General features: G+C 70.2%; 11 protein-coding genes. 9 read left to right on the top strand and 2 right to left on the bottom strand.

The genetic code is table 11. The features are described from left to right. Positions 1-213 precede the first annotated feature (213 nt). The 3 genes from RIN43_RS11500 to RIN43_RS11510 all read left to right on the top strand — a co-directional run bounded on the left by RIN43_RS11500 (position 214) and on the right by RIN43_RS11510 (position 4,313). Positions 214-2,400, top strand: a complete 2,187-nt coding sequence (locus RIN43_RS11500; RefSeq protein WP_309129062.1) for an ABC transporter ATP-binding protein — start codon at positions 214-216, stop codon at positions 2,398-2,400. After that, positions 2,376-3,941 carry a hypothetical protein gene (locus RIN43_RS11505; RefSeq protein WP_309129063.1) on the top strand — a complete coding sequence of 522 codons (1,566 nt, stop codon included), beginning with the start codon at positions 2,376-2,378 and terminating at the stop codon, positions 3,939-3,941. Before RIN43_RS11500 ends, RIN43_RS11505 begins: the two co-directional genes overlap by 25 nt. 105 nt (positions 3,942-4,046) lie before the next feature. Beyond that, positions 4,047-4,313 (top strand): DUF3039 domain-containing protein, encoded by a 267-nt coding sequence (locus tag RIN43_RS11510; RefSeq protein WP_309129064.1) that lies wholly within the window; start codon positions 4,047-4,049, stop codon positions 4,311-4,313. Between the two features lie 33 nt (positions 4,314-4,346). Here RIN43_RS11510 and RIN43_RS11515 read toward each other — a convergent pair whose 3' ends face one another. After that, positions 4,347-5,666 carry a nicotinate phosphoribosyltransferase gene (locus RIN43_RS11515; protein WP_309129065.1) on the bottom strand — a complete coding sequence of 440 codons (1,320 nt, stop codon included), beginning with the start codon at positions 5,664-5,666 and terminating at the stop codon, positions 4,347-4,349. Between the two features lie 88 nt (positions 5,667-5,754). On the opposite strand from RIN43_RS11515, the gene RIN43_RS11520 reads away from it, so the two are divergent. The 5 genes from RIN43_RS11520 to rdgB are packed head-to-tail and all read left to right on the top strand — an operon-like array spanning position 5,755 to position 10,416. Then, on the top strand, positions 5,755-7,245 hold the full coding sequence (locus RIN43_RS11520) for a glycoside hydrolase family 3 N-terminal domain-containing protein (RefSeq protein WP_309129066.1): 1,491 nt from the start codon (positions 5,755-5,757) through the stop codon (positions 7,243-7,245). 1 nt (position 7,246) lies between these two features. Continuing rightward, a complete protein-coding gene (murQ, locus tag RIN43_RS11525; RefSeq protein ID WP_309129067.1) occupies positions 7,247-8,182 on the top strand; it encodes an N-acetylmuramic acid 6-phosphate etherase in 936 nt (311 codons plus the stop codon). A gap of 11 nt (positions 8,183-8,193) precedes the next feature. Then, entirely contained in the window at positions 8,194-9,033 is an 840-nt protein-coding gene (gene murI / locus RIN43_RS11530) for a glutamate racemase (RefSeq protein WP_309129068.1), read from the top strand. A gap of 19 nt (positions 9,034-9,052) precedes the next feature. After that, entirely contained in the window at positions 9,053-9,826 is a 774-nt protein-coding gene (gene rph, locus RIN43_RS11535) for a ribonuclease PH (protein WP_309129069.1), read from the top strand. Beyond that, complete coding sequence (gene rdgB, locus RIN43_RS11540) at positions 9,823-10,416, top strand: RdgB/HAM1 family non-canonical purine NTP pyrophosphatase (RefSeq protein WP_309129070.1); 594 nt, start codon at positions 9,823-9,825, stop codon at positions 10,414-10,416. Before rph ends, rdgB begins: the two co-directional genes overlap by 4 nt. Here rdgB and RIN43_RS11545 read toward each other — a convergent pair. After that, positions 10,413-11,186 carry a DedA family protein gene (locus tag RIN43_RS11545; RefSeq protein WP_309129071.1) on the bottom strand — a complete coding sequence of 258 codons (774 nt, stop codon included), beginning with the start codon at positions 11,184-11,186 and terminating at the stop codon, positions 10,413-10,415. The genes rdgB and RIN43_RS11545 overlap by 4 nt on opposite strands. 121 nt (positions 11,187-11,307) lie before the next feature. Between RIN43_RS11545 and RIN43_RS11550 the strand changes: the two genes are divergently transcribed. Beyond that, positions 11,308-12,228, top strand: coding sequence for a cation diffusion facilitator family transporter (locus RIN43_RS11550; RefSeq protein WP_309129072.1), 921 nt, complete (start codon positions 11,308-11,310; stop codon positions 12,226-12,228). Positions 12,229-12,270: the final 42 nt, after the last annotated feature.

The following is a 12,270-nucleotide window of genomic DNA, read 5'->3' on the forward strand; positions in this document are numbered from 1 at the left end:
TAGAAAGAACTGTGTTCACGATCGGTTAACCGACGGGACACCTCTTCGTGCCTAGGCAATGCTAGCCATGTCACCTGGGAACACCCGGGGCCGAGGATGCGACGTTGCCGTTTCGTGATCGATTGCACACCCGCCTCACAGATTGTCTCGAGACCGGAATGTCGCGGGATTCCGCCCCCGGCGCTCATTGATCCGATTGCTATCGTAGTGCGCGTGACTGCTTCCCCCGATTCCGGAGACGACCCAGTGGACGCCGCGAACGGCGAGGGGACGGATGCCGTCGCGTCGACCGCTGCCGGCGGCGGACGCGAGGGGACGGATGCTTCCACGCAGGCCACTGCCGCGAAGAGGACTGCCGCGAAGCCCGCTGCCGCGAAGACGGCTGCAGCGAAGCCCGCTGCCGCGAAGACGGCTGCCGCCCGGAAGCCTTCCGCCAGGAGCGCATCAGTGAAGAAGGCGCCGGCGAAGTCGACCGTGGCGAAGCCGAGTGCCGCCGGGAAGTCCAAGGCGTCGGCGCCCACGGGAGCGAACGAGGAGGCCGCTGAGGCGACGCCGCCGGCCGCTGCGACGTCGGCGGCCGCCAAGACGACGCCGACCGCCAAGGCGACACCGGCCGACAAGACCAAAGCGGCCCGCACGGCTGCGGCCAAGAAGGCCTCGACGAGCGCGGCTGCCACGAAGGCCGCGTCGGCCAAGCGGACGGCCGCTGCGCAGGCGGAGAAGACCGCCGCGGTGAAGAGGGCGGCATCGAGCAGCGCGGCCGCGAAGGCGACGACCAAGACAGCTGCCGCGAAGACCGCTGCCGCGAAGACCGCTGCCGCCAAGACCGCTGCCGCGAAGACCGCGGCTGCCAAGACCGCCGCGGCGAAGGCGCAGGCCGCCGCCAAGGCGCAGACGGACGCGAAGAAGCAGGCCGCGAAGGCCCCCGCAGAGGCGCCGGGCGACGAGGCGCCGAACTCGCCGAGCGGCACCGGGGACGCCGCAGTCAAGCGCACGACTGTGAAGCGACCGTCGTCGGCTAAGGCGACCAAGAAGCCGGCGTCCAAGACGGGCGCACGCAAGACTGCGACGGTGTCGAAGGCAGGCGCCGGGAGCAACGCGAGCACCGACGAGCCGCAGGCCTCGCCGAAGAGCGAGGCGAGCGGAACTCCCGCGAACGTCTACACGGGCGAACAGGACGGCGCCGCATCGGCAGACGCCATCGAGCTGGTCGTCGCCGAGGAGACGACGCGCCGCCTGACCGCGGCATCCAACAGCGCCCCCGATGTCGCAGAGGCGCACCCTCCGCGCAGGCGCGAGAACGCCGGCACCGCACCCGCGCCGCCGGTCACGACCGACACGGCCGAGTCCGACTCCGCTGCCGCAGGCGACGCGGAAGCCGTCGATTCCGCTGGAGCGGTCGAGACCGGCAGCCCCGCGGCATCCGATGCCGAGGCACCTGAGGCGGCGCCGGCGTCCGCCCCCGATGCCGATACCGCGGGGGAGACGCCGGCCGACACTGTCGCAGCCGCTGAAGACACCGCAGACATTGCCGGCTCGGCCTCCGACGACTCCGACTCCGGCTCCGCCTCCGCCGGCGTCGATCCCGCACCGCACACCGGCGCGGCAGTGACCGACGCGGCAGCGGCCGACGCGGCAGTGACCGACGCGATCCGCATCCGCGGCCTGGTCAAACGGTTCGGCGACCAGAGGGCGGTGGACGGCATCGACCTCACTGTTCCCGCCGGCTCCTTCTACGGCCTGGTCGGGCCGAACGGCGCCGGAAAGACCACGACCCTCTCGATCATCGCGGGACTGCTGCGGCCGGACGCCGGTGAGGTGCGCATCAGCGGCATCGACCAGCGTGCTCAGCCGCTCGCCGCGAAGCGCATGATGGGTGTGCTGCCCGACCGCCTGCGCACCTTCGACCGGCTCACCGGACGTCAGCTGCTGCACTACTACGGCCAGCTGCGCGGGCTCAAGCGCACGGTGATCGAGAAGCGCACCGCGGACCTGGCTCGCGCATTCGATCTCACCGAGGCGCTCAGCCGCGTGGTCTCGGACTACTCCGCCGGCATGACGAAGAAGGTCATGCTCGCCGGCGCGCTGATCCACTCACCGCGGGTGCTGGTGCTCGACGAGCCCTTCGAGGCCGTCGACCCGGTCTCCTCCGGGGTGATCCTCGACATCCTGCGCTCGTACGTCTCGCACGGCGGAACCGTGATCCTCTCCAGCCACGGCATGGACCTCGTCGAGCGGGTGTGCACCCGCGTCGCGGTGATCGTCGGCGGCGAGGTGCTCGCCGAAGGCACGATCGACGAGGTGCGAGCGGGTCAGACGCTCGAGGCGCGTTTCGTCGAGCTGTCAGGCACCGGCGGCGAAGTGGAGGGGCTCGAGTGGTTGCACACGTTCTCCGACTGAGGCTTGCCCTTCTCGCCGGCTCGCTGCGCGGAGATCGTGTCTGGCGCAGCGCGCTGACGATGCTCGCGGCGATCGCCGTGACGGTCATGGTGTGCATGGCGACGCTCGGACTGGGCAGCGCGCCCGAGGCCACCGCCCGCACCGTCATCGTCCTCGGTGGGGCCGCCACCTTCCTCGCGTTCCTCCTCGGTCCGATGCTCACCGGCACACCCGACCAGCTCGACCCACGTCGCTTCGGCCCGTTCGGTGTCGACGAACGACGGATGCCGTGGACTCTCACGCTCGCCGCACTCGTGAGCATCCCGAGTCTCGTGCTCCTGGCGGTCGGAGCGTGCGTGGTCACCGTGGCCGTCGCGCACGGTGTCGCCTGGCCGGCCGCCGTGCTCTCCGTCGTGATCAGCGTGCTCTGCACCGCGCTGGCCGCGCGAATCGGAATGGCGGTCAGCGCGATCCTGCTGCCCGAGCGGCGTTCACGCGAGCTGACCGTGCTGTTCACCATCCCGGTGATCGTCATCGCCTTCCCCTTCGCCGCCTACTTCGCGTCGATGGAATGGGACGGAAACGTGCCAGGCGGCGTCGCCGCAGCCACCTCGATCGTCGGATACACGCCGCTCGCCGCCCCCCAGGCATTCCTCTTCCACCTCGCCGCGGGTGAGACGGCGGCCGCGTGGGGCAGCGGTCTGATCGCCCTGACGTCGCTCGCCGCCCTCGCCGCCCTCTGGGCCTATCTGGTGCGCCATCTGCTCACCACCACGGAGCGGCCGGTGGCAGCGCGCGAGCGCAGCGGACTGGGCTGGTTCGGTCCGCTGCCCGACAATGCCTTCGGAGCGGTCGCCGCGCGCAGCCTGGTGTACTGGCTGCGGGATCGTCGCTACATCGTCAACGTGATCGTCGTTCCTATAGCGGGCGTGCTGACCGTGTTCCCGCTGCTGGTCGCCGGAGTGCCGCTGAGTATCGCCGCCCTCGTGCCGGTTCCGCTGATGGCCCTGTTCTTCGGCTGGCTGCCGCACAATGACGTCGCCTACGACTCCACGGCCGTGTGGATCCACATCGCCAGCGGCATGCGCGGGCTGCCCGACCGGCTGGGGCGCCTCGTGCCGGTGTTGCTGGTGGCGGTTCCGGTGCTGGCGATCGGGGTCTCGGTGACCCTCGCCGTCATCTCGCACTGGGCGCTGCTGATGCCGATGATCGGCCTCACCGTGGCACTGCTGTTCACGGGCTTCGGCATGTCGAGCATCCTCTCCGTCGTCGCGCCGTATGCGGTGTCGCGGCCGGGAGACAGCCCGTTCCAGCAGCCGCAGCGGTCGTCCTCGCACGGATCGTACGGTGCTGCCGGGACCTTCCTCGGTGCTCTGCTGTTCAGCGCTCCGACGATCTGGCTGTTCTGGCTGACGATCGTCGAAGGGGGGCAGCACGCACCGGCGACGTTCTGGGTCGGCGTCGTCACCGGCGCCGTCGTGCTGCTCGGGGGCGCTGTACTGGGTGGCCGGATCTTCGAGCACAGCGGCGAGCGGCTGATGGAGTTCGCCGAGACAACCTGAGCGCGGGACGTCGTGCCGGATGCCCCTGCGGCAGGCGATCTCCGCACGACGCGGATGCGGTCGGCACCCGAACCCACGGGCACGGCGGCGGGCTAGAATCACGGGATGAGTACTCCGCTGGACAGCCCCGATCAGGGTGGCGTGGCAACGCTCGATCGCGAACTCGAAGAACTCCTTCGCGAGGAGAATCTCGAGCCCGGCGACCACGAGCGCTTCTCCCACTACGTGAAGAAAGAGAAGATCCTCGAGTCGGCGATCACCGGCAAGCCGGTGCGCGCGCTGTGCGGTAAGAAGTGGACGCCAGGGCGCGACCCGGAGAAGTTCCCGATCTGCCCGACCTGCAAGGAGATCTACGAGAGCATGGTCGCCTGACAGGGCGCCCCGCGGCTCGGAGTGGGCGCGGGATCAGTCCGCGTCCACGAACAGGGTCGGGATCGCCGGGTCCGATTTGCTCAGGGCGAGGGCGCGCACCGGCAGCTCTTCGCGCACACGCAGGTGATGCTCACGAGCGGAGGCCGTGCCCGCGGCGCCCTCATAGGACGAGTCGATCTCGCCGTCCTGGACGAGCGTGACCTGCAAGTCCCGGCTTCCCGGGTGCTCGGCGACCGTGTCGACCTCTTCGAAACCATCAGAGACGGCGATCGTCTCTGATGTCGCGACGCCGTCCTCGAGGCTCCGGAACGCCGCTTTGCGGCCGCCGCGCGACCCCTTGTCGGTCGATGCCTTGGCGACCGCGACCCAGCTGCCGGCGGAATCCCGCCGCGCCACAAGTTTGTAAACCATGCCGGCCGTGGGGTAGCCGGAACCGGTGACCACGGAAGTGCCCACGCCGTACGAGTCGACCGGTGACGCCGCGAGGGCGGCGATCGCGTACTCGTCGAGATCGCTGGTGACCGTGATCTTGGTGCCCGTCGCACCCAGCTCGTCGAGCTGGGCGCGCACTTCCGCCGCGACGAGCGGAAGATCCCCGGAGTCGATGCGCACCCCGCCCAGGCCGGTGCCCGCCACGCGGATCGCGGTCTCCACGCCGGTGCGGATGTCGTAGGTGTCGACGAGCAGCGTCGTGTCGGTGCCGAGGCTGTCGACCTGCGCGCGGAAGGCATCCTCTTCGGTGTCATGCAGCAGCGTCCACGAGTGCGCGGCAGTGCCCATCGTGGGGATGCCCCACCGGCGCCCGGCCTCGAGGTTGCTGGTCGCACCGAAGCCGGCGATGTACGCGGCCCGAGCGGCGGCGACGGCCGAGTGCTCGGCGGCGCGGCGCGAGCCCATCTCGGCCAGCGGCCGTTCACCGGCGGCGATGCTCATCCGGGAGGCGGCGGTCGCGACCGCGGAGTCGTGGTTCAGCACGCTCAGCGCCAGAGTCTCGAGCACCACGGCATCCGCGAACGTGCCCTCCACCGTCAGAATCGGCGAACCGGGGAAGTACAGCTCGCCCTCCCGGTACCCGCGTATGGTGCCCGTGAAGCGATAGTCCTCCAGATAGCGCACGGCCTCGGCATCCACCACGTCGTTGTCGCGCAGGTATCGCAGCTCGTCGTCGCCGAAATGGAACTCGCGCAGGAGCGTGAGCAGGCGTCCTGTGCCGGCGACCACACCGAAGCGGCGACCGCCGGACAGCCGCCGCGAGAACAGCTCGAAGACGCTCCACCGCTGTGCGGTGCCGTCGCGCAGCGACGCGGCGAGCATGGTCAGTTCGTAGCGGTCGGTGAGGAACGCGGAGCTCATCCGCTCAGTGTATCCAGCACGCCGATCGGGAATACTGATCTGCGGGCCGGTGTCCGTCCGGTCCGCTCCGAGCAGACGAGGACCCGCGGTGAACGATGACGACCAGCTGACCCGCCTGGCCAACAGCGTCCTCTGGCCGGGATTCCTCGGCACGACGGTCCCGGGCTGGCTGGCGGAAGCCCTGCAGAATGACCTCGCCGGGGTCGTCTACTTCGCGCAGAACCTGGGGCCGGATCTCGCGGCGCTGAGCGAGCAGATCCATCTTCTCGGCCCGCACGCGCTCATCGGAGTCGACGAAGAGGGCGGCAGCGTCACTCGGCTGGAGGCGGCCACCGGCTCCACCGTGCCGGGGGCCGCGCAACTGGGCGCGCTCGATGACCTGGAAGCCACGCGCGCGACCGGAGCGGAGATCGGACGGCGAGCCGCGCGGGTCGGCGCCGATGTCGTGATCGGCCCGGTCGCCGATGTCAATACCGATCCGCGCAATCCCGTGATCGGCGTGCGCGCGTTCGGGAATGAGCCCGGGCTGGTCTCGCGGCACGTCGCCGCCGCGGTGCAGGGCATACAGCAGGCAGGCGTCGCCGCGTGCGCCAAGCACTACCCTGGCCACGGCGACACCCACCTCGACTCCCATCACGACCTGCCGAGGCTCGCCCTGACGCAGGACGAGATCGAACGGGTGCACCTGCCGCCGTTCCAGGCCGCCATCGACGCCGGCGTGCGCTCGATCATGACGGCGCACATCTGCGCGGATCACTGGGGAGACCTGCCTGCCACGCTGAACCGCGACGTGCTGGGCCGTCTGCGCGAGACCGGATTCGACGGCGTGATCATCACTGACGCGCTCGACATGGCAGCCATTCGCGAGAACCACGGCATCGGCGGCGGGGCGGTGCTCGCGCTCGCCGCGGGCGCGGACCTGCTCTGCATCGGCAACCCCACGAACCCCGGCGACGCGATGCTCGCCGATCAGGACGAGCGGGACTACCTCGCTGCGCGGGATGCGATCGTCGCCGCCCTGCGCAGTGGAAAGCTGTCACGCACCCGCGTCGCGGAGGCGGCTGGGCGGGTGCGGCGCATGGCCGATGCCGTGCGCGCCCGACCCGGCACCGTGACGGAGACGGCCTTCGACGGCGAGGACATCGCCGACAGGGCGCTCGACGTTCGCGGGCAGCTGCCGCGCTTCAGCGACATCCCCACCCTGGTCGTCGACCTGCGCAGGCCCTCGAGCCTGGCGGTCGACAGCGCCGCCTCGCACGTCGCCGTGGCGCTCGCCGCGGACGGCGACATCGTACGACTGAGCGCCGAGGACGCCGTGGACGCCGACATCGAAGCGGTCGCCGAGCGCGCCGCAGGCGTGCAGACCGTGCTGCTGGTCGACCGCATCGACGAGGGCGCCCCGCAGCGGCTCGTGCTCGACCGCATCCGCTCCGCCGGACCCGGCATCGTGGCGGTCAACGTCGGCCTCGCCGCCGCCTCGCCGGGCGAGGGACCGGTCATCGATGTGCGCGACGCCGGGCTGCTCGCAGCCCGCACCGCTCGACGCGCCCTGCTCGCACCGAACCGTAAGGAAGCCTGACATGGACGACCGCGAAGAACTCCGCTCCACCCTCGAGACCCTCTCCACCGAACGCGTCGACCCCGCCTTCGCGAAGCTCGACACGCTCGCCACCGCCGATCAGGTCGCGCTGATGGCCGAGCAGGGCATCGTGGCGGCGACCGCGGTCGCGGCGGAGCGCGAGAGCATCGCCAGGGCAGTGGACGGGATCGTCGAGCGCCTCGGCCGGGGCGGACGTCTGGTGTACGTCGGCGCCGGCACGGCCGGGCGCATGGGAGTGCTCGACGCCAGCGAGATCCCGCCCACCTACGGCACCGACCCCTCGCTCGTCACCGGCCACATAGCCGGCGGGGAGCATGCGCTGCGCAACGCCGTCGAGAACGCCGAAGACGACGAGCAGGCGGGCGCCGCCGTCGGGGCCTCGCTGGGCCGCGATGATGCGATCGTCGGCATCTCCGCATCCGGGCGCACCCCGTACGTCGCCGGGGCTCTGCGCGCGGCACGCGAACGGGGCGCCTTCACCGTGAGTCTCGCCTGCAACCGCGACTCAGAAATCTCGCACGGCGTCGACGTTGCGATCGAGGTCGTGGTCGGTCCCGAGGTCGTCGCGGGGTCCACCCGGCTCAAGGCAGGAACGGCGCAGAAGCTGGTGCTGAACACGCTCTCCACTCTCGCGATGGTGCAGTCGGGCAAGGTCTACGGGAACCTCATGGTCGACGTGCAGTCCACCAACGAGAAGCTGCGCGCCCGCGCGGAGCGCACGGTCATGCACGCCACAGGCTGCACGCCGGTCGAAGCCGCCACGGCTCTGAGCCAGGCTGGGGGATCGGTCAAACTCGCGATCGCCATCGTCGAGACCGGTGCGGATGCCGGCACCGCCCGCGCAGCGCTGGAGAAGGCCGGCGGGCACCTGCGCGCCGCGCTCGCCGCGACCCGGGGTGCAGAGCACGCGGACTAGGCTGGGTGATCATGAACGACGCGCCGATCGGGATCTTCGACTCCGGAGTCGGCGGACTCACAGTGGCGAGGGCGATCCGCGCGCAGCTGCCGCAGGAATCGCTCGTCTACGTCGGTGACACCGCCCACTCGCCCTACGGGCCCAAGCCCATCGCCGACGTCCGCCGGTACGGCCTCGAGGTGCTCGACGCCCTCGTCGAGCAGGGCGTGAAGATGCTCGTGATCGCCTGCAACACGGCATCCGCCGCACTTCTGCGCGACGCCCGCGAACGCTACGACGTGCCCGTCGTCGAGGTGATCGGTCCCGCCGTGCGCCGCGCCGTGTCGACGACCCGCAACAACCGCGTCGGCGTGATCGGCACCGTAGGCACCATCGGCTCGCGCGCCTATCAGGACATGCTCGAGGTGAATGAGCGGCTCGAGGTCTTCACGGCGGCGTGCCCGCGCTTCGTGGAGTTCGTCGAGGCGGGCATCACCGGGACGCCGGAGGTGCTCGCCACCGCCGAGAGCTACCTGGCGCCACTGCGCGAAGCCGAGGTCGACACACTCGTGCTCGGCTGCACGCACTACCCGTTCCTGCGCGGCGCGATCAGCTATGTGATGGGCGACGGTGTGGCGCTCGTCTCCAGTGACGACGAGACCGCCGCCGACGTCTACCGCCAGCTCGTCCGCGGCGATCTTCTCGCGCCGCAGGATGCGGTGCCGTCGTACGTGTACGAGGCCACCGGCGATTCCGCAGACGACTTCACCGCGCTCGCGAACCGGCTCATGGGCCGGGAGGTGCGCGACGTGCAGCTCGTGCAGACCGGCGTGATCGCGCTTCCCGACCTGTCGGGCGCGGCACAGGACTGAACCGATCCGAGAGGACACCATGACAGACAACGCCCCCGCCCAGTCCGGCTCCGTGCAGACCACGGTGCGCGCCGACGGCCGCGCCCCCGACCAGCTGCGCGAGATCACCATCGAGCGGGGCTGGTCGAGCCACGCAGAGGGGTCGGCGCTGATCAGCTTCGGCGGCACCAAGGTGCTGTGCACGGCCTCGTTCACCAACGGCGTGCCTCGCTGGCTCACCGGCAAGGGAAAGGGCTGGGTCACCGCCGAGTACGCGATGCTTCCGCGTGCCACGAACAGCCGCAACGACCGTGAGAGCGTGAAGGGACGTGTCGGCGGTCGCACGCACGAGATCTCACGGCTCATCGGCAGGGCACTGCGCGCAGTGGTCGACACGAAGGCGCTCGGCGAGAACACCATCGTGATCGACTGCGACGTGCTGCAGGCCGACGGCGGTACCCGCACCGCCGCCATCACGGGTGCCTACGTCGCGCTTGCCGATGCCATCGAGTGGGGCAGGGCGAAGAAGTTCATCGGCAAGAACGCCACCCCGCTGCTCGACTCGGTCGCGGCTGTGTCGGTGGGCATCATCGACGGGGAGCCCATGCTCGATCTGGCATACGTGGAGGATGTCCGCGCCGAGACCGACATGAACGTCGTCGTCACGGGGCGGGGGCTGTTCGTCGAGGTGCAGGGAACCGCAGAGGGGGCGCCGTTCGACAAGCGCGAGCTCGACGCCCTGCTCGACCTCGGCGTGAACGGCTGCGCCACACTGAAGGAGCAGCAGCTCGCCGCCCTGGCGGCCGAGCGATGAGGATCGTCCTCGCCACCCACAATCCGCACAAAGTGGTGGAGTTCCAGCAGATCGTGGCGAGTACCCGCCCCGATCTCGAGGTGATCGGCTACGACGGCCCGGAACCGGTCGAGGACGGGGTGACCTTCGCCGAGAACGCACTCCTCAAAGCCCGCGCCGCGTGGGCGCACACCGGACTGCCTGCGCTCGCCGATGACTCCGGCATCTGCGTCGACGTGCTCGGCGGCTCGCCAGGAGTCTTCTCGGCGTACTGGGCAGGGCAGAAGAAGGATTCCGTGGCGAACCTCGAACTGCTGCTCGACCAGCTGCGCGACATCGCCGATCCGCACCGGGCCGCGCAGTTCCGCTCCACCATCGCCCTCGTCGCCGCGGACGGCGCCGAGCACGTCGTCGAGGGCGTCTGGCCCGGACGGCTCGCCCACACCCCGGCGGGGGCGGGCGGGTTCGGTTACGATCCCGTCTTCATCCCCGATGGCCAGGACGCCGCCGCCGAGCGCACGGTGGGCCAGTTCACGGATGCCGAGAAGCAGGCCCAGTCGCACCGGGCGCGAGCGTTCCAGGCGCTGATCCCGCTGTTGGCCGACCTCTAGTCGCGAGCACCGACCGTGTCGTCCACCGGATCTGCGGCCGCGGGCCCGTTCAGCCCGTGCCGCTTCCGGCGGCGCAGTCTGCGCAGGCGGCCGGCGACGAACCAGAGCACCAGCAGTGCGATGACCACCAGCACCGCGTTGGAGATCGCGCCGCTCCACTCCTCCAGCATGGGCGCGATGGCCGGACCGAAGACGAAGCCGAGCCCGATCCAGATGCCGTTCCAGAGCCCGGATCCGATCAGCGTGTAACCGGTGAACTTCAGCAGCGGCATCCGTTCGATGCCAGCGGGAATCGAGATGAACGAACGCACCAGAGGGACGCAGCGTCCGAACAGCACGGCGACGCCGCCCCAGCGCAGGAAGAACGCCTCCGCCTTGTCGAAGTCGTCGGTGTCCATCAGCGGGATGCGGGCGACCAGCCGCCTGGTGCGACCCCTGCCCAGCGCCGCTCCTATCGCGTACCAGATCAGCGCGCCGGCCACGACACCGAGCGTCGCCGCCAGCCATGCGCCCCAGAAGCTCATCCGCCCGTCATAGGCGAGGAATCCCGCACCCGGAAGCAGCGCCTCCGAAGGGGTCGGCGGGACGAACGTCTCGATCAGCACCGCGACGCCGACCCCGACCTCGCCGAGCGTCTGCATGAGAGAGAGCACCCATCCGATGAAGCCGTCGTACTCGGCGTCTGCGGCTGCCTTCGCCCCGAGCGCAGGTGTGATCATCGGCTTCGCCCCCTCCGGTTCGGCCATCGACGTCGTGGTCCATCGTGCCATCCGCGCACTGCGCCGACCTGGGTGGGGTCTGGATGCGGCGGTGACGCGAGTGAGAACCGTTACCGTTCCCGAGTTCGGCGAAACGGCGCGGTGCCGTGAACGCCAGGCCTAGCCTGGAGACATGCACGATCACGCCCATGCTCACGGTGGCATCCGCTCCGCCGGCAACCGGCGGCTGCTCACCGTCTCGCTGAGTCTGACGGCCACGGTGATGGTCGTGCAGATCGTCGGAGCGCTCCTGTCGGGCTCATTGGCGCTGCTGGCTGACGCGGCGCACATGTTCACCGACTCGTCGGCGCTGGTGGTCGCGCTGATCGCCAGTGCGGTCGCCGCGCGTCCGGCCGATGACCGGCGCACCTTCGGGTATCAGCGGGCTGAGGTCTTCGGCGCGCTGATCAACGCGATCATTCTGATCGTGCTGATGGTGGTCGTCGCGGTGCAGGGGGTGAACCGGCTGATCGACCCTGGCGAGGTCGAGGTCGCCGGTCCGCTGATGCTGGCCGTCGCGGTGGTCGGCATGCTGGCCAACGCGTTCTCGATGTGGCTGCTCAGCTCGGCGCAGAAGACGAGCATCAATGTGCACGGTGCGTACCTCGAGGTCATGGGCGATCTGATCGGCTCGGTCATGGTGATCGCTGCCGCCGTCGTCATCGTCACCACGGGCTGGATGCCGGCTGATGCGATCGCCTCGCTGCTCATCGCCGCGATGATCCTGCCACGTGCGATCTCGCTGCTGCGCGAGGTCTTCTCTGTTCTGGCGGAGTCCGCCCCCAAGGGCACGGCCGTCAGCGAGATCCGCTCGCACCTGGAGGGCTACCGGGGCGTCGTCGGCGTGCACGACGTGCACGTGTGGCAGTTGACGCGGGGCGCGCCGGTGTTCACCGCTCACGTCGCCGTCGATCCGGCGGTGCTGGCGGAGGGGCGCTCGGCCGATCTGCTGCAGGAGCTGCAGGGATGCCTGGCGGAGCACTTCGACGTGGAGCACTCCACGTTCCAGCTCGAGCCGGCCGACCACACCGACTGCGAGGCGGCGCACGCCTGAGCCCTCCCATATCCTGTGATGATGGGCGACCGCCGCACACGA

Origin of the sequence: Microbacterium sp. (genome assembly GCF_031178445.1) — a bacterium.
GTDB lineage: Bacteria > Actinomycetota > Actinomycetes > Actinomycetales > Microbacteriaceae > Microbacterium.